Genomic DNA, 18349 nt, shown 5'->3' with positions numbered 1-18349 from the left:
AGCCAATGCATGCAGATGTAATCATTGAAATTCCATTTCATGATGTCGATACCATGAATGTGGTTTGGCATGGACACTATTTAAAATACTTTGAGATTGCGCGCTGTAAATTGCTCGATCAATTTCATTACAACTATATGCAGATGAAAGAATCAGGCTATGCATGGCCTGTGATTGAAAGCCATGTTCGCTATGCATACGGTATTGAGTTTGAACAAAAGATTCGAGTTCGCGCCATTTTAAAAGAATGGGAAAACCGCTTAAAAATTGATTATCTAATTTTTGATGCTGAGTCTGGGAAACGTTTAACTAAAGGTTATACCACTCAAGTGGCGGTGAATATTGAAGCTCGTGAAATGTGTTTCCAGTCGCCTCAAGTTTTGTTTGATCGTTTGAATGCGTGGTCTGAGTTTCAACCGAAGAGGAATATATGATGACTAAATTCATCAAAACTTTAGGTTTAGGTACTGCTTTTTGGATGGGTAGTTTAAGCGCTGTCTATGCAGCACCGGCACAGATTACTCAAATTTTTCAGCAATTGTCACAGTCTCCTACAGTTCGTGCTGATTTCGAACAGCAAAAAAAACTGCCATCGTTGAATAAAACTTTTGTATCGAACGGCTCTTTGTTGTTTTCAAAATCTTATGGTGTTGCATGGCAAATCAAACGACCTGTGCAAGCAGATTTGATCGTTACCCCAACCAAATTGGTACAGAAAACTCAGCGTACATTTAGCCAAATTCAGGTGGATCAATCGCCATATAGTTCGGTCGCGACTTTATTCTTACAGCTCATGTCTGGTAATGAACAGGCTTTGGCAAAGAATTTTAATGTAGTGAGTGCGAACTATAGTCCAGCGGGTTGGAGCATGAGCTTAACTCCGAAAAGTAGTCTGTTTAAAAAGCTGTTTGTGCGTGTTGATGCGCAAGGGCAACAGTACGTCAACCAAATTGTGATTACCGAAAAAGCCAATAATTTGACTACCATTCGTTTTAGTCACCAGACTTCTCAACCGACGACTCTAACGGCTGCTGAGCATGCGCTTTTCCAACTGGCAAAATAAGTTCACCGCGCTTTGGTTAATTGCTCTGCTACTGATTGCTGTGGGGCTTGGCGTGACGTGGCTGAATAAAGATATTCATATTCAAACTAATATTTTTGCGTTATTGCCCAAAGTTCAGCAAGACCCAGAACTTGCACGTACTCAGCAGTACATGAATGAGCAACTTAACAATAAAGTATTTGTTGTTATAGATGCTAAGGATGAAGCTGAGATACAACAGGCTACCAGTTTTTTAACAGCGCAGGCCAAGCAAAGCAAGTTGTGGCAGCCACTCAAGCCACAACTTGATTTTGATCAGTTTGCAAAGCAGTTGTATCAACACCGAGCAGGTTTGTTGAGTGCGCAAGATCAAGCATTATTGCAAAAGCAGGATTACGAGGCACTGACGGAACAAAGTCTGATGCAGATGATGAGTCCAGGCATGCCTGTCACTGCTGAGTCACTTAAGCAAGACCCGCTATTATTATTCCCTCGTTATGCCATGCAGTTAGTGAATCCATCACAACAAGATATTGAAATGGAGCAGGGCTTTGCGACCATTCACCATGAGCAAGGTATCTCTCGGCTTTTCGTATTACAGTTAACGCAAAGCCCATACAATATTGATTATCAAGAACAAGTATCGAACTGGATTGAGCAAACTAAGCAAAAGTTAGCTGCAATGGAATTAAATTCCCATTGGACTGGAACTATTTTATTTTCAAATTTTGGGACGCAATCAGCTAAACAGGAAATTTCAACCATTGGTGTCGGTTCGACACTGGGCTTAATTTTTCTGGTTTGGTTTGGCTTTCGCTCACTGAGACCTTTGGCAACCGAATTTATTGCTGTTTCGACCGGAAGCTTTGTGGCATTTGCGGTCACACATTGGGTGTTTGGTGAAATTCACCTGATGACATTAGTATTCGGCGCGAGTCTCATTGGTGTTTGTGTCGATTTTTCATTTTATTTTATGGCGATGCAATCACAGCATAGACAGCTTGGCGGTTTTCAAATTTTAAAACCACTATTGCCAAGCTTGTTTATGGGCTTAATGACTACATTGGTTGCTTACATTTTCTTGAGTTTTACCCCATTTCCAGGGTTCAAGCAGATTGCAGTCTTTTCAATTGTTGGCTTAACTGCGGCTTGGATTAGTAGTGTGCTTTTATTGCCAAGACTACCTGCACTCAATGCCCAGCCCGCCATACGAGCATTGTCTTGGATTGGGCAAGCACGGTTATGGTTTCAACAGCGAGCCAAGATACGTTATGGCTTGATTGCAGCCATTTTAGCAGTGGGTACGGTGAGTCTTTTCTATCTCAAAAGTAACGATGATATTCGTAACTTACAAGGTATGGACGCCAGCTTAAAGCAGCAGGACCAAGCGGTTCGTGAACAATTTGGCCAGCAACAAAGCAGTGATTATTTTGTAGTACGAGCAGCCTCTGCAAATGAAATGCAGCAACAAGAGCAACAACTGATTGGGCAATTACAACAGTTGCAAGCAAAAGGAAAAATCAGTGCATTTCAAGCTCTGGGTCAATGGGTTCCACCATTGGCAGAGCAGCAAAAGAATGTACAACTATTAAGAAATATTCCAAAAGAGACTTTGCAGCAATATGCCCAAAGCATGGGGCTAAATGTCACAGATGTTTTACAGTGGCAACAGCAACTGGCAACACAACCACTATTAGATTTTTCGGTATTTAAAGATCATCCTTTAGCTTTTTTACAGCCTCAAGCCAATGAACGATTAGTGATGGTGACAGGGGTGAAACAACCTGAAGTGTTGAAGCAGCTTCAGAATGATCACATACATTTCCAGCAACCGATTACTGCAATGTCGGAAATGTTTGCTGAACATCGAGTGCAGGCTCAGCATCTTCTGATTTATGCCTTAATTGGTCTGGCGGTTGGTTTAGCGCTTATTTATGGTCTAAGTTCGATTGTGCCTTTGGTTCTGCCAGTAAGCTTGGCATTACTGAGCACTTTTGCTGTTCAGGCATGGTTAGGTGTCGAGATTAATCTGTTTAGTATTATGGCGACTTTCCTGATTATCGGGATTGGAGTCGACTATGCAATTTTTTACCGACATGGATATGATCACCCGCAAGTGGTTGGAATGGCGTTATTTTTATGTATGATGTCCACCTTACTTGGCTTTGGATTACTTTCATTTAGCCATACTTACGCAATTCATTGTTTTGGCTTAACGGTTTTATTCGGGGTTATTTTCTCGTTTATCTATGCGACTTTGTTAACCCCCGCAGATGAAAAACATATCGTGAATTTACAAGACCATTCATAATTTGAATAAATTAAAAAGGAAGTTGTGCTATGAGCACTATAGAAAAAATTGACGTCGTAATTATTGGGGCTGGACCATCAGGTAGTTCTGCTGCGGCACTTCTTCGAAAAAAGGGTTATACCGTTACGGTCATTGAAAAACAGCATTTCCCGCGTTTTTCGATTGGTGAGTCATTGTTACCGCAATCTATGGCGTTCTTAGAAGAGGCTGGTTTATTAGAAACGGTCCGTGAGCATGTTGATCAATACGCTTTTCAATTTAAAAATGGCGCGGCTTTTTTACGCGGTAAACAACGTAGCTTTTATGACTTTACAGAAAAATTTACGGATGGGCCGGGAACTACTTGGCAAGTTCGCCGTGCAGATTTTGATAATTTGCTTGCAAAGCAGGCTCAAGTTTATGGCGCAGACATACGCTTCGGACATGAGGTCTTAGATGTTGATGTCGTATCTGAGCAACCTTTACTTACTGTATTAGATGAAGAACAACAGCGTTATCAAATTCAAACCAAGTTTTTGTTAGATGCGAGTGGTTTTGGGCGGATTTTACCAAAGCTTTTAGATTTAGAGAGCCCATCAAATTTTCCGGTACGTCGTGCGCTGTTTACCCATATTGAAGATGGAATTACAGACGACCCTGAGTTTGACCGCAATAAAATTTTAATTACTGTGCACGAAAAAGATCATCGCGCATGGTATTGGCTGATCCCATTTGCAGATGGACGTGCTTCTTTTGGTGTGGTTGCAGAACAAGATTTTTTTGACAAATACACAGTCGAAAATGCTGAAGATAATGAACCTGAAGCAATGCTTAAGCGTATTTTGGCCGATGAGCCAAGCTTGTCACATGTATTGCGCCGTGCAAAATTTGATACGCCAGTACGCACCTTGGTAGGCTACTCAGCGAATGTAAAACACTTGGCAGGCAACAACTATGCACTATTAGGTAATGCCGGTGAGTTTCTCGATCCCGTCTTTTCATCAGGTGTGACGATCGCTTTAAAATCTTCCAGCTTGGCTGTACCTTTGGTTGAGTGTGTCTTGCAAGGTGAGCAGGTAGACTGGTTGCAAGAATATGAAAAACCATTACGCCGTGGTATTCAGGTGTTTCGTGCCTATGTTGAGTCATGGTATGAAGGCGAGTTTCAAGATGTAGTGTTCTCACAAAATCAGAATGAAGGCATTCGCCGTATGATTTCTTCATTACTGGCTGGTTATGCGTGGGATGAAAAAAATCCAATCCATAAAAATGCCAAACGTAGACTTACTACTTTGGCAGAATATTGTCGTGAGGGCTTGGCACAAGAACAGGCACTTGAGGGCTAATCATGCAACGCAAATGGGCAACGATATTACTCAGTAGCTTTTTATTTTTAAATGGTTGTCAGGTCATGCCTCATGCCAAAGGGCTGCAAAGTCCACTGTGGCAGGCGCAAGCTTATCAACGACAAGATCAGGTTGAAGTTCAGTGGAAGCAGCAAAGTTTTAGCTTCTTGTTATACCAACAGCAAAAGGGTGCTGTACTGGATATGGTGGCTTTGAGCCTGACAGGTCAACAATTATTTAAGTTACAGTTTGATGGACATCGGGTTCATGTTGAACAACGTATTGATCAAATGCGTTTATTGCCTTTTGAGTTTGTGGTACGTGACCTTTTGTTTGCGACATACCCTCAATTTTCACATTTAGGGCAGCAAGCTGTAGAGATGAAACAACAAACTGGCATGCAAGTTGTTTATATTGAAAAGCAGCCTGTGTTGCAGCTTAAACAGGGACAAGGAAGCATTGAATTGATTAATGAACAAGTCCCTTATACCATGACGCTGAGTTCAATTGAAAATACGTTGCAGACAGAAGAAAGTCCTACACCATGAAACAATTACCTTCAGAAAATGCAGCCACAATGGCAGTAGGCATACAATTAAGTGTCGGTTTATCTGCATTAGGTTGCGAACTTAATCAAATCAAACAGGCATTACAACAGCCACAGCAAACCTTAAGTTTGCGGGATGATTTAATTGCTGATCGTAATGTTTGGGTGGGGCAATATACACATCCATTATGCTCGAATGTACCAGACACCTTACAGTCTGTAGATTCACGTAATCTACGTTTTGCATTAACTGCATTATCTGAAATCGAAGCAGCGTTAAGAGACTATACGGCATCCTTTGAAAATAAACGTTTGGCAATTGTGGTAGGTACATCTACTTCTGGTATTGCAGATAATGAAATATTACTTAAGCAATATTTTCAAGGGAAAACCGAACTTTCAATATCTCACTATCCTCAGGAAATGGGCTGTTTAGCAAAAGCATTGCAGCAGTACTTAGGATGGGAAGGGCCTGCATATACTATTTCAACCGCTTGCTCTTCAAGCGCTAAAGCATTAGCCGCGGGTCAGCGTTTACTTCATGCAGATTTAGCCGATGTTGTACTGGTGGGTGGCGTCGATACTTTATGTCAGTTGACACTCAATGGATTTAATAGCCTAGAAAGTTTATCTGAACAGACTTGCCAACCCTGCGGTGTGAGCCGCGATGGCATTAATATTGGTGAAGCTGCTGCGTTTTTTGTATTAAGTAAAGCCTCGGCTCCTGTAATGTTAATGGGTGCTGGTGAATCGATGGATGCATGGCATATTTCGGCTCCACATCCTGAAGGCAAAGGTGCAGCTTTAGCCATGCAACGTGCACTAGATATGGCTCATATTTCAGCTCAAGAGGTTGGTTATATCAACTTGCATGGCACAGCAACTCCACAAAATGACGCAATGGAAATTAAGGCCGTACGACAAGTTTTTGGTGATTATCAGGTTGCTTTAAGTAGCACCAAACACAAAACCGGACATTGCCTCGGTGCAGCTGGCGCTATAGAAGCTTTTATTTGTGAACAGATTCTAAAAGATCAAAGTTGGTTGCCAGTGCATCAAAATATTGAGATTGATCCAGATTTGGCTGACCAAAACTATGTGCAAGATGCCGAACTAAAACAGCCCATCCGCTATGTGATGAGTAATTCTTTTGCTTTTGGAGGAAGTAATATTAGTCTTGTTTTTGGAGTGAAGCCCTGATGAAACTTGATGCAATTCAATATATTCCTCATGAGCAGCCTATGGTTTTTATTGACCATTTAACTGATGTTGCAGAAGGGCGGGCACAAGCAGAACTCACGATTACACCTGAGCTCATGTTCTGTGAAGCAGAAGGTTTGCCGACATGGGCAAGTATTGAAATTATGGCACAAACGATTAGTGCTTATTCAGGCTGGCAAGGTCAGCAATCAAAACAAGCGCCAAAAGTCGGTTTTTTATTGGGAACACGTAAATTAAATTTACCGATCCCTTATTTCGCTTTAGGTTCACGATTGATCATTCAAATAGAACAACAATATTTTCATGAAGGACTTGGGCAATTTTCCTGTGAAATCCAATATGCTGAACACTGCATTCAGGCAACGTTAAGTGTATTTGAGCCAACAGAAACACCATTTGAATAACCACAAAGAATTAGGAATACATTGTGACAAGACGAATTTTAGTAACGGGTTCAAGTCGAGGAATTGGGAAAGCGATTGCATTACAACTTGCAAAGGCTGGTTTTGATGTAACTGTGCATGCCCGTTCGCGTCAGGCAGATGCAGAACAAGTCGTACAAGAGATTCAAGCGCTAGGACAAAATAGCCATTATTTAATGTTTGATGTAACTGAACGTCAAACCGTTCAACAGATTTTAGAACAAGATGTAGAACAGCATGGTGGATTCTATGGTGTTGTATTGAATGCTGGTCTTACCCATGATGGTGCTTTCCCAGCTTTAACAGATCAAGACTGGGATGAAGTTATTTCGACTTCCTTAGATGGTTTTTATAACGTATTAAAACCATTAGTTATGCCAATGATCCATTTGCGTAAAGGCGGTCGTATCGTCACGTTATCTTCGGTTTCTGGCATTATGGGTAACCGGGGGCAGGTTAACTACAGTGCTGCAAAAGCAGGGTTGATTGGTGCGACCAAGGCCTTGGCACTCGAATTGGCCAAGCGAAAAATTACCGTGAACTGTGTAGCACCAGGCCTGATTGAGACGGAAATGGTGACAGATGAAGTCAAAGAACATGCACTTAAAATGATTCCGTTACAACGCATGGGACAAGTCGATGAAGTTGCTAGCGTGGTGAAATTCTTGTGTTCAGATGAAGCTTCTTATGTGACCCGACAGGTTATTTCTGTGAATGGGGGACTCATTTGATGAAACGTGTTGTTGTGACAGGAATGGCTGGAATTACCTCTTTAGGTGAAACCTCTGATGAGATTTTTGCCCAATTTGAAGCCGCCAAAAGTGGTATTCGTTACATGCCGGAATGGGAACAGTATGTTGACCTCCGGACCAAGCTTGCTGGACCTGTTGAAACATTTCATGTTCCAAAGCATTTTAACCGTAAAGTCACCCGTGGTATGGGGCGTGTAGCGCTTATGTCTGTGGTTTGTGCCGAAACTGCTTTGCAAGATGCTGGATTGCTTGGACACGAAATTTTGTCTAGTGGTGAAGCGGGTGTTGCATTTGGTTCTTCTGCGGGTAGCGTAGAGGCCGTGGGTGAGTTTGCAAGCATGTTGCTTCATCAGAGCATGAGTAAGATCAATGCAACAACCTATATCCGCATGATGGCTCATACAAGTGCGGTGAACATGACCGTATATTTTGGTCTAAAAGGCTTAACTTTACCGACCTCAAGTGCGTGTACTTCTGGTTCTATGGCCATTGGGCAAGCTTACGAAGCGATTAAATATGGCAAACAAAAGGTCATGATTGCTGGTGGTGCAGAAGAACTCAGTGCAGCAGGTGCTGCGGTTTTTGATGTATTGTTCGCGACCAGTGGAATGAATGACCAACCAGAAAAAACACCACGACCATTTGATGCTAAGCGAGATGGATTGGTGATTGGTGAAGGGGCGGGCTGTTTAATTTTAGAAGAATACGAACATGCCAAAGCTCGAGGTACCCATATCTATGCTGAAGTGATTGGTTACGGTAGCAATACCGATGGTCAACATGTAACTCGCCCCGAGGCAGAAATGATGGGTCGCTGTATGCAATTGGCACTTAAAGATGCATCTGTAGAAGCTAAAGACATTGCTTATGTAAATGCGCACGGTACCTCAACTGATCAGGGCGATGTGGCTGAAAGTCAGGCGACAGCAACAGTTTTAGGACGTAAACCGATCAGCTCTTTAAAAAGCTACTTTGGACATACGCTGGGGGCGTGTGGAGCTATTGAAGCTTGGCTGAGCATTGAAATGATGAATCGTAGTCGCTTTATTCCAACTTTAAATCTAGATGAAATTGATCCCCTTTGTGGCGATCTAGATTATATCGTTCAGCAGCCAAGAACTCTGGATGCTGACATTATTATGAGCAATAACTTTGCTTTTGGCGGAATTAATACTTCGCTTATTTTTAAACGTGTTAAACAATAAGGAACACAACAATGTTAAATAAAAAACTTTTATTTGTAGCAATGCTAAGTGCGGGTTTTACTGCCACTGTTCAGGCTGGAGATGAAGTACATCAGTTAAATTTTAAAGAAGCTGTAGACCGTGCAGTTGCAGATGGCACTTTAGATGGTTCAGTAAAGTTTTATTTAAAGGGTACAAAGTCTGGTGGTAAAGTCATTCAAAAAGATGCGGTGACCAATAAAAAGACCAATGGTTTTGGTAAGTCAGCAGCAACGTCTTGTGATTGGGTTTTACGTTCAGCGCTCATCCAAATGCAAAACAATGCTAAAGCACAAGGTGCAAACGCGGTTACCAATATTGTGAGCTATTTTAAAGCCAATGAAACCACAAGTACGACAACTTACGATTGCTATAAAGGTGCCATGATGGCGGGGGTTACCTTAAAAGGCGACGTGGTTAAATTCTAATTAATTTTAAATAAGGTCGGGATAATGTCTAAGCGTAATATTGAAGTCTACACACAGACATTGTCCCAGCTTCTTTTAAAATCTAAACAAGACTTCCCTGACTTTCGTACATTTAATCATTATAAAAAACAGCAAATACATAACATTAGAAACGAGCTGATAGCACAGAAATTACAAATTACAATAACGGATTTAGCGTTTGCAAAGCATGAGCATGGCAAGCCATATTTGTTGAATCACGCTTTGCATTTTAATCATTCTCATAGCCAACAATATTATGCTTTAGCGATGAGCCCGCATGTTAAAGATATCGGTGTCGATGTTGAAGAACTAGACCGTAAAGTTCGTTTGGAAGCTTTAGCCCAGCATGCATTTCATCCTGATGAATATGAAACGTGGCTAAGCTTAGATCAAGACAGAGAATACTGGTTTAAAGTCTGGACGACTAAAGAGGCTGTTCTAAAAGCTTCAGGTCTCGGTATACGGTTAGATTTAAACACTTTAAATACTCAGGCACATCCTACAGACAATGGCGGAATATGTTCTCATCCACTTATTGGGACATTTGCTTATCAAAATTTGGTTTTAGGCAATATGATGCTAACAGTGGCATGGCGTTCGGAATTATCTTGCCGCGGTTTTCAGTTTCCTACTATTCAGCTTATTTCTCTTGATCATTAATTTTTAATTATTTAAAACATAAAAAAACCGCGATAAACGCGGTTTTTTACTAAAGGATAAGCTAGAAAATTAAGCTTGACCTTCAACAGCTTGAGCACGTTGCATATTCGCTTCGAACTCTGCATCAAAGTTGATTGGAGTAAGAAGTAACTGTGGGAAGCTACCTTTAGTCACTAAATCATTTACCGCTTCACGTAAGAACGGGAACAAAATATTTGGGCAATAAGCGCCTAAAATATAAGGTAAACGATCTTCTTCGATGTTATCAATCAAGAAAATACCTGATTGAGTGATATCTACGATGAACGCTGTTTCGTTGTCGTTATCGGCTTGTACCACAACTTTTAAAGAAACTTCAAAATGAGTTGGATCAATTTTTTCTGCAGCAGAAGAAAGATTGATATTGAGTTCAGGTTGCCATTGTTTAGTAAAAACCTGCGCCCCTGGAACCTCAAAAGAAATATCTTTTGTATAAATACGCTCTAAAGCTAATTGTGGTTGAACTTGTTGTTCTTCGCTCATTGTTTTTTCCTTAATATGGATGCGATGTTAAGCCAATAATTCGTCGAGTTTACCTTCACGCTCTAAAGCATAAAGTTGGTCAAAACCGCCAATAAACTGATCGTTAATAAAAATTTGTGGGACAGTACGATGATTCGTGCGTTGCATTAATTCAACACGTACTTCCGGTGCTTCAACAGAAAGATTTACTTCTTTGTAAGCAATACCTTTACGCTCAAGTAACTGTTTAGCACGAACACAATACGGGCATACAGAAGTTGAGTAAACAATGACATTTGCAGTCATAATAATTCTCCTTAAGCTTTTGGTTTGCTTTTTACAAGAGGTAAGCCTTGTGCTTTCCAGTTACTAATACCACCATCAAGACGATAGCTGTCATGGTGAGCAACTTTTTGCAAAGCACTACCAGCAACTTGCCCGAGGTTGCAAATAAATACCAATGGACGCTCACTTGCTTTTAATTCATCAGCATGACTTGCAATTTGGCTGAAAGGAATATTGCGGCTGCCACTAATATGACCTTCACGGAAGTCTTTACTATCGCGCAAGTCGATCAGTATGGCATTTTTCGCTTTCACTAAAATACCAAGCGACTGTGGTGAAATTTTACGACCGTTACGTTGACCTTCAAAAATGAAGAACAACACGACCAAGACTCCGAGCGTACCAAACAAAATGGGGTGATTCCCCATAAACTCTAACCAGCGTTCCACAAGTCACCTAAAAAAAATTAAAAACAAAATTGACCTAGAGTATAGCGTATATAGATGGTGATCAAAATCACCACTTCAAGTGCAAAGCGGACAGAAAATTAGTTTTTTTGCTGTGCTTCTTGAATCTCATCATTTAAACGCAAAAAGCTATCTAGGCGCCGTGGTAAAATTTCACCAGATTCTACAGCGTGTTTTAGCCCACAGTTCTTTTCATGAGTATGGGTGCAATTACGGAATTGGCAAGAACCCAAATGTGCTTCAATTTCTGGAAAGCCCATACGAATTTTTTCTAAATCAAGATGCCAAAGCCCAAATTCACGAATTCCCGGTGAATCGATTAACGCGCCATTTTTACCGAAATTCATTAAGCGTGTAGAGGTTGTTGTGTGCTGACCAAGTGCAGAGTTTTCAGAAATAATATTTGTTTTTTGCTCTGCATCTGGAATTAATACATTAATTAAAGAACTTTTCCCTACACCCGATTGACCAACGAAAGCTACCGTTTCGCCATCTAAACGTTCAGATAAAGCAGAGATATCTCCCTTTTTAGACTGACAAATCATCACCTCATAACCCAAAGTTTTATATTCTTCTAATAGCGTGAGAATTGGGTCATTTTCAGTGAGTAAATCTGATTTATTTAAGACTAAAAGTGCAGGAATGTTAGCGTCTGCGCAAGCCACTAAATAACGGTCGATTAATGTCGGAGCTGGTTCAGGAAGGGGAGAAAATACAATTACAATCAAACTGATATTTGCTGCAACTGGTTTAACCTTGTGATAACGGTCTGGACGGGTAAGTAATGAGTTGCGTGGGTGAATGGCAGTAATAATGCCTAAACCCGTGTTCGGGTCTGCTTGCCATTTAACTCGGTCGCCAGTCACAAGTAACTCAAGGTTTGTTCGAGTATGACAGCGCCATACGCTTTTGAGTTCGATAGGTTTCCAGAATGGTTCTGGCTCTCCTTCGGCAACTTGAGGTTTTTCTGGGTGATGCTCAGGTACAGAGAGTGCCTGTACTTCGAGTTGGCGGCCATAATGTTGTACAACGAGTCCGTCCAGATCTTGTGAAGTATCGGCCTCTTCTTGGCGAGTTTTGTGCTGTTTTTCAATACGACGTTGCTGCTGTTCAGTTAAACGACGCTTACGAATTAAAGCCATTCATATCCCAAAAAACCACTGTTTGAAGATGGCAAAAATAGCATGAAGCGGCTATAGAATTACAGCGCAGATGCAAGAAATTTGCTACTATTGATGTTTTTACGGCATTTTAGAACGTACATACATGAGCAGTACTTTAAATACACGATTAATTTGGATTGATCTGGAAATGACCGGTTTAGATACCGATAATGACCAAATTATTGAAATCGCAACAATTATTACAGATGATAATTTAAATGTACTTGCCGAAGGTCCGGTCTTGGCTGTCCATCAACCTGATCGTATTTTAAATGCAATGGATGAGTGGAATACCCGCCAACATGGACAATCTGGGTTAGTTGAACGAGTTCGTCGTAGTAAATTGACAGCTCGTGATGCTGAGCTACAGACTTTAGAATTCCTAAAAAAATGGGTCAACCCAAAAGTTTCACCGATGTGCGGTAACTCGATTTGTCAGGATCGCCGCTTCTTACATCGTCTTATGCCTGAGCTAGAGCAATATTTCCATTATCGTAATCTTGATGTATCTACCGTAAAAGAACTTTCAAAACGCTGGCGCCCTGAAATCATGAGCGGTCTGAAAAAGAATGCATCGCATTTGGCAATGGATGATATTCGTGACTCAATTTCTGAGTTGAAATATTACCGTGAATACTTCTTTATTATGAATACTGATGGTAAAGATTGATTACGTTGTATACGTAATATGAAAGGGGGCTGCTGCCCCTTTTTTTATTGCTTAAAGGACATTGTTACAATAATGCCGAGAGCCTGATTTGGCTTTCATATTCATTTTGCTTAAAATGATGTTTTAAATTTTTATTATAAAAAGAGAGCATTTATGCAAAGTAATAACCCGATACTGACACGTGTTGAAACGGTCAGTGACTATAGTCAACCAATGACTGTGCAAGGTGCGATTCAAAAATCTGTTATGTTGACGGTCATTGCAGCGGCTGTGGGCATTGCTTTATTTTTCTACGCAGCTTTTACTGCAAATGTTGGTATTGCCTATGCGGGTGCTATTGTTGGTGCAATTGGTGGCCTGGTTTTAGCTTTGATTGCCACATTTAAACCGACGACTGCACCAACCTTAGCAATTCCATATGCTTTATTTGAAGGTGCATTTTTAGGCGGTATTTCTTTTACTTTTCAAATGAAGTACCCAGGTGTGCCTTTACAAGCATTACTTGCCACGTTCGTGACAACATTGGTGATGTTTGGTCTATATAAATTTCAGATTGTACGTGCAACAGAAAAATTTAAGTCAGTTGTGATATCTGCATCTCTGGCTATTTTTCTTGTGTTTATCGTGCAGATGATCATGCGCTTAGCCTTTGGTTCAAGCATTCCTTATATTTTTGAAAGTAACTGGTTAGGCATTGGCTTTGCTGCATTTATTGCTGTGATTGCGTCACTAAACCTGATTTTAGATTTCGATTTAATTGAAACCAACGCAGCTTATCGTGCTCCAAAATTTATGGAGTGGTTATGTGGAATTGCATTACTCTCAACTTTAGTTTGGATGTATATCTCTTTTTTACGTTTGATTGGTTTGTTATCTGACGACTAAAATTATATTCATTTAGAAGTCGCTCCTCATGAGGGGCGATTTTTTTTCGTGCGATTTTTGAAAAAAGATGCATTATGCAATTTCGAAAACCGTTGAATATTGGCATTATGCTTTAAATTGTTTTGAGTGAGATCGGCATGACACAAGGACTTTTAGCAGGTAAACGCTTTTTGATTGCAGGCGTTGCTAGTAAATTATCAATTGCTTTTGGTATTGCCCAAGCATTACACCGCGAAGGTGCAGAGCTTGCGTTTACTTATCCAAACGAAAAATTAAAAAAACGTGTGGATGAATTTGCTGAGCAATTCGGTTCTAAGCTTGTGTTCCCATGTGATGTTGCAGTTGATAGCGAAATTGACAATGCATTTGCAGAACTTGCAAAACATTGGGATGGTCTAGATGGCGTAGTTCACTCTATCGGCTTTGCTCCTGCACATACACTTGATGGTGATTTTACTGACGTGACTGACCGCGACGGTTTTAAAGTTGCTCATGACATCAGTGCATACAGCTTTATTGCGATGGCACGTGCTGCAAAACCATTATTACAAGCTCGCCAAGGTTGTTTATTGACTTTGACTTACCAAGGTTCTGAGCGCGTTATGCCTAACTATAATGTTATGGGTATGGCAAAAGCTTCTTTAGAAGCTGGTGTTCGTTACTTGGCATCAAGCTTAGGTGTTGACGGTATTCGTGTAAACGCGATTTCTGCGGGTCCAATCCGTACTTTGGCTGCTTCTGGTATTAAATCTTTCCGTAAAATGTTAGATGCTAATGAAAAAGTTGCACCATTAAAACGCAACGTAACCATTGACGAAGTAGGTAATGCAGCATTATTCCTATGCTCACCTTGGGCTTCAGGTATCACTGGTGAAATTCTATATGTAGATGCTGGTTTCAATACGGTAGGTATGAGCCAATCTATGATGGATGATGAATAAGTTTTAAAATTTATTCGGACATAAAAAAAGCCGTAGTTGAAGGACTACGGCTTTTTTTACTGGGCGCAATTTATTGAGGAAGTTCTTTTACAGGTGAACCACCTAAAGTTTGCATGAGGGTGACATACGCGTTGTATTGGCTTTGTTTAGTTTCAACAAGGCTTAAGCGTGCAGTACGTGTAGTTTGCTGAGCATCAAGAAGCGTTTTTAATGCGACAGCACCATAACGATAACGGACGTCAGTTAAACGTTCAGTTTTTTCTGCAAGTTCAACATTACGCTCTTGTAACGCTACTTGTTTATCGAGTTCTGTACGACTTGATAAAGCATTTTCTACATCAGCAAAAGCCTGATAAAGCGTTTGGCGATATTGAATAATTGCTTTTTCATAATCAAGATTGCTAATCGCGATATCTTTCTTCATATCGTTATATTGTAAAAACGGTAAGCTTAAACTTGCACCTAAAGTTAGGGCAGGGTTGCGTAACAGTTCTGTCAACGATGTACTACTTGATCCCAAACTACTAGTTAAACTAATCGATGGATAGTAACTCGCTTTAGTAGCATCTTTAGTCGCGAGCACCTTTTTTAAACGAAGCTCAGAGGCTTGTAAATCGGGACGGCGCGATAAAATATCGGCAGGTAAGCCTGCACCAATTGCTGGTAGTGCATTGCGTGGCAAACGTTTGGGCTCTTGAATGTTTAACTGTTGCAATGGTTCATGTAAGAGCACGGCAATGGCAGTACGTGTTTCAACCAGTTGTTGCTCAATCTGGCTGAGGCTCGCTTTTTGGCTTTGTACAGATTGTTCTGCTTGAGTAAGATCTACACCTGAAACAGCACCAGCTTTATACTGAATCTGCACCAGTTGATATAGCTTTTGTGAGGTCGCTAGACTCTGCTGAGCAGTTGCGTAACGCTCATTTAAATAACCAAGTTGCCAATACAATTTAGCCGTGGTTGCAATTAAACTTTGTCCAGTGGCTTGTAGGTCTTGTTCAGTCGCTAAAGCTTCCCATTTGCTTGCTTCAGTTTGGCGTGCAAGCTTACCAAACAAATCAACCTCATAGCTTACGCCTCCTTTAACTGATAATCCGCTAGATTTATCATCTCCAGAATTTAAATCGAAAGAATGGCCTGTTGAGATTCCAGTGTTTGTAACGCGAAGCCCTTGTTGGTTTGCAGTTAAATCAGCTTGTAGACGGGCTTGCTTTAAGGCAATACCCGCAACTGCTAAATCACTGTTACGTTCTAATACATTGCTTACGAGTTGATTAAGCTGTGCATCACCAAAAAGTGTCCACCAACGGTCAGAATATTGATCGGCAGACATGGTTTTTGCTTTTGTGGCGTCATACTGAAAACTACCCGGAACTTGTACCGCAGGTGTTTCATAAGGTGTTTTTACCACAGCAGCACATCCAACAAGAGAGCTTGTGAGGAGAAGTGCTGTGCTGAGTTTAGTCATAGAGAAAGACATGCAATTTTCCTTATTCTCGTGATAGTGCTGCAACTGGGTCGAGTTTTGCGGCGTTCTTGGCTGGTAAGAAACCAAAAACGACACCAATCAGTGTTGAACACACAAATGCTGCAATAATAGAAGTGCTTGAATAAGCCACGCTAAAGTTACCGCCAGCAAATTTATTAATAAGTTGTCCAAGGCCTAGGGATAGCAAGACACCGAGTACACCACCAATTAAACAGACTAAAATTGCTTCAATAAGAAATTGCTGCAAAATATCACTTTGACGTGCGCCTACAGCCATACGTACACCAATTTCCTGAGTACGTTCAGTCACAGAAACCAGCATAATATTCATAACCCCGATACCACCAACGACCAATGAAATTACGGCAATTGCTGAAACCAGAAGGGTCATCGTGCTGGTTGTTTTCTCAATGGTTTGACGGATACTGTCACTGTTCATAGTGAAAATATCTTGTGCACCATGGCGCTGGGTTAATAAATTTACAATCGCATTTTCTGCGGCTGTAGTTGAATATTTGTCATTAATACGAACCACGATATTGCGGACATTGGACTGACCTAGCATACGGCTCATTACGGTTGTATAAGGCATATAGACATTTAACGTGTCGTCTGAGCCCATGCCGCTTGTTTGCGGTTCTACAACTCCGATAATACGCGCTGGTACACTACCGAGTAGTACGACTTGGCCAATTGGATTGCTACCATCGCCAAAGAATTGTTTTTGGGTATTGGTATCAATCACTACATCTTGTGAACGATCACGTACACTACGTTGGTCAAAAGTTTGTCCATCTTTAAAGACTAAACCTTTTACATCGAAATAATCGTTACTCACACCATTAATGGTCGCGTTTGCTTCATTCTGCTGGTAACGCATGGTTTTTGATGTACTTACGATTGGGCTGACTGCACTGACATAAGGTTGAGTCATTAACGCATCGGCATCGGCAGGAACCAAGGTCTTAAAGCTTGCAGTTTTGGAGTTGTCACCAAAACCACGGCCCTGAAACACCGTAATCGTATTTGTTCCCAGACTACTAATATTGCTTAAAATTTGCTGCTGAGAGCCTTTGCCTAGAGCGACCACTGTAACAACAGAGGCAATACCAATAATGATGCCAAGCATGGTTAAAAAGGTACGCATGCGATGGGCATTCATAGACAGTAAAGCCATTTGAAAAGCTTCAGACAAACGGTCTAAAGTAGAGCGCCATGCAGAAATACTTTTGCCTTTCTTCTGTTTCCCTTGTAATGCGGGGGCAGCATCTGGATCAGACTTGATTGGTTCGGCTGCTTGATCTGGAACATTAGGACGGTCACTAATAATTTCTCCGTCACTAATCTCGATAATACGAGTCGCATTTTTTGCAACTTGCATATCGTGTGTCACCAGAATAATAGTGTGACCAGCAGCATTGAGTTCACGCAAAATACGCATAACTTCAACACCACTATGAGAGTCGAGCGCTCCTGTTGGTTCATCCGCAAGGATGACATCTCCACCATTCATGAGGGCACGGGCAATAGAAACACGTTGCTGCTGACCACCAGAAAGCTGACTTGGTCTATTAAGTGTTTTAGTACCTAACCCTAATTCGGTAAGTAGAGCTGTTGCGCGTTGTTTACGCTCAGAAGGCGTAACACCTGCATAAACTGCTGGAACCTCAACGTTGCCTTCAGCCGATAAGTCACCCAGTAAATGGTAGCGCTGGAAAATAAAACCAAAATATTCACGGCGTAATCGAGCGAGCTGATCTGGCTCTAACTTACCAGTCTCTTGCCCACTGACCTTATAACTACCACTGGTAGGGCGATCTAAGCAGCCCAAAATGTTCATGAGCGTTGACTTACCCGAACCAGACTGGCCGACAATGGCAACCAGTTCGCCTTCATAAATGGTAAGGTCAATCCCTTTTAAAATTTGTATTGTGCTTTCGCCAGCAGGGAATTCCCGGACCAGATTGCTGACTTCAAGCAAAGCTTGTTTTGTCAT

General features: G+C 41.2%; 20 protein-coding genes. 14 read left to right on the top strand and 6 right to left on the bottom strand.

The window, feature by feature from the left end; genetic code table 11:
• The first annotated feature begins 5 nt into the window (after positions 1–5).
• Genes ACLBWE_RS09285 through ACLBWE_RS09235 form a run of 11 tightly spaced genes read left to right on the top strand, consistent with a single transcriptional unit; the run spans position 6 to position 9952 of the window.
• Positions 6–434, top strand: coding sequence for an acyl-CoA thioesterase (locus ACLBWE_RS09285; protein ID WP_447602491.1), 429 nt, complete (start codon positions 6–8; stop codon positions 432–434).
• The gene (locus ACLBWE_RS09280) at positions 434–1063 is read left to right on the top strand and encodes a LolA family protein (protein WP_447602719.1); all 630 of its coding nucleotides are present in this window, start codon (positions 434–436) and stop codon (positions 1061–1063) included. The genes ACLBWE_RS09285 and ACLBWE_RS09280 overlap by 1 nt, the downstream gene beginning before the upstream one ends.
• Positions 1038–3353: an MMPL family transporter gene (locus ACLBWE_RS09275; protein WP_447602489.1), complete on the top strand. Its 2316-nt coding sequence runs from the start codon at positions 1038–1040 to the stop codon at positions 3351–3353. The genes ACLBWE_RS09280 and ACLBWE_RS09275 overlap by 26 nt, the downstream gene beginning before the upstream one ends.
• A 29-nt stretch (positions 3354–3382) precedes the next feature.
• Positions 3383–4678: an NAD(P)/FAD-dependent oxidoreductase gene (locus tag ACLBWE_RS09270; RefSeq protein ID WP_447602487.1), complete on the top strand. Its 1296-nt coding sequence runs from the start codon at positions 3383–3385 to the stop codon at positions 4676–4678.
• A 2-nt stretch (positions 4679–4680) separates the two neighbouring features.
• The gene (locus tag ACLBWE_RS09265; protein ID WP_045435025.1) at positions 4681–5226 is read left to right on the top strand and encodes a DUF3261 domain-containing protein; all 546 of its coding nucleotides are present in this window, start codon (positions 4681–4683) and stop codon (positions 5224–5226) included.
• The gene (locus ACLBWE_RS09260; protein WP_447602485.1) at positions 5223–6425 is read left to right on the top strand and encodes a beta-ketoacyl-[acyl-carrier-protein] synthase family protein; all 1203 of its coding nucleotides are present in this window, start codon (positions 5223–5225) and stop codon (positions 6423–6425) included. The genes ACLBWE_RS09265 and ACLBWE_RS09260 overlap by 4 nt, the downstream gene beginning before the upstream one ends.
• Positions 6425–6850: an ApeP family dehydratase gene (locus ACLBWE_RS09255; protein ID WP_000762336.1), complete on the top strand. Its 426-nt coding sequence runs from the start codon at positions 6425–6427 to the stop codon at positions 6848–6850. Before ACLBWE_RS09260 ends, ACLBWE_RS09255 begins: the two co-directional genes overlap by 1 nt.
• A 23-nt stretch (positions 6851–6873) precedes the next feature.
• Positions 6874–7599 carry a 3-ketoacyl-ACP reductase FabG2 gene (locus tag ACLBWE_RS09250; RefSeq protein WP_005044822.1) on the top strand — a complete coding sequence of 242 codons (726 nt, stop codon included), beginning with the start codon at positions 6874–6876 and terminating at the stop codon, positions 7597–7599.
• The gene (locus ACLBWE_RS09245) at positions 7599–8825 is read left to right on the top strand and encodes a beta-ketoacyl-ACP synthase (RefSeq protein ID WP_447602482.1); all 1227 of its coding nucleotides are present in this window, start codon (positions 7599–7601) and stop codon (positions 8823–8825) included. The genes ACLBWE_RS09250 and ACLBWE_RS09245 overlap by 1 nt, the downstream gene beginning before the upstream one ends.
• Positions 8826–8836: 11 nt before the next feature.
• Entirely contained in the window at positions 8837–9271 is a 435-nt protein-coding gene (locus tag ACLBWE_RS09240; RefSeq protein ID WP_005036894.1) for a hypothetical protein, read from the top strand.
• Positions 9272–9295: 24 nt separating this feature from the next.
• On the top strand, positions 9296–9952 hold the full coding sequence (locus tag ACLBWE_RS09235) for a 4'-phosphopantetheinyl transferase family protein (RefSeq protein WP_348949598.1): 657 nt from the start codon (positions 9296–9298) through the stop codon (positions 9950–9952).
• A 69-nt stretch (positions 9953–10021) separates the two neighbouring features.
• Here the strand turns inward: ACLBWE_RS09235 and secB are convergent, their stop codons facing one another.
• The 4 genes from secB to rsgA all read right to left on the bottom strand — a co-directional run bounded on the left by secB (position 10022) and on the right by rsgA (position 12347).
• A complete protein-coding gene (gene secB / locus ACLBWE_RS09230) occupies positions 10022–10474 on the bottom strand; it encodes a protein-export chaperone SecB (RefSeq protein WP_003654925.1) in 453 nt (150 codons plus the stop codon).
• Positions 10475–10501: 27 nt separating this feature from the next.
• On the bottom strand, positions 10502–10759 hold the full coding sequence (gene grxC, locus ACLBWE_RS09225; protein WP_003654926.1) for a glutaredoxin 3: 258 nt from the start codon (positions 10757–10759) through the stop codon (positions 10502–10504).
• Between the two features lie 11 nt (positions 10760–10770).
• On the bottom strand, positions 10771–11187 hold the full coding sequence (locus ACLBWE_RS09220) for a rhodanese-like domain-containing protein (protein WP_003654928.1): 417 nt from the start codon (positions 11185–11187) through the stop codon (positions 10771–10773).
• Between the two features lie 98 nt (positions 11188–11285).
• Positions 11286–12347, bottom strand: coding sequence for a small ribosomal subunit biogenesis GTPase RsgA (gene rsgA, locus ACLBWE_RS09215; protein ID WP_004641160.1), 1062 nt, complete (start codon positions 12345–12347; stop codon positions 11286–11288).
• Between the two features lie 124 nt (positions 12348–12471).
• Here rsgA and orn point away from each other — a divergent pair, with 124 nt between their 5' ends.
• From orn to ACLBWE_RS09200, 3 genes are all read left to right on the top strand, one after another.
• Positions 12472–13038, top strand: a complete 567-nt coding sequence (gene orn / locus ACLBWE_RS09210) for an oligoribonuclease (RefSeq protein ID WP_003654932.1) — start codon at positions 12472–12474, stop codon at positions 13036–13038.
• 153 nt (positions 13039–13191) lie between these two features.
• Complete coding sequence (locus ACLBWE_RS09205) at positions 13192–13923, top strand: Bax inhibitor-1/YccA family protein (protein WP_003654934.1); 732 nt, start codon at positions 13192–13194, stop codon at positions 13921–13923.
• A gap of 137 nt (positions 13924–14060) precedes the next feature.
• Positions 14061–14864, top strand: a complete 804-nt coding sequence (locus ACLBWE_RS09200) for an enoyl-ACP reductase FabI (protein WP_003654938.1) — start codon at positions 14061–14063, stop codon at positions 14862–14864.
• 70 nt (positions 14865–14934) lie between these two features.
• On the opposite strand, the gene ACLBWE_RS09195 is transcribed toward ACLBWE_RS09200, so the two are convergent.
• Together ACLBWE_RS09195 and ACLBWE_RS09190 are read right to left on the bottom strand one after the other, a co-directional pair.
• The gene (locus ACLBWE_RS09195; protein ID WP_447602717.1) at positions 14935–16332 is read right to left on the bottom strand and encodes an efflux transporter outer membrane subunit; all 1398 of its coding nucleotides are present in this window, start codon (positions 16330–16332) and stop codon (positions 14935–14937) included.
• 22 nt (positions 16333–16354) lie between these two features.
• Positions 16355–18349, bottom strand: a complete 1995-nt coding sequence (locus tag ACLBWE_RS09190) for a MacB family efflux pump subunit (protein ID WP_151743489.1) — start codon at positions 18347–18349, stop codon at positions 16355–16357.

This window comes from Acinetobacter sp. M5A5_2a (assembly GCF_053345265.1).
Note: the sequence above shows the minus strand (reverse complement) of the source record. Positions and strands in the feature narration are given on the sequence as shown.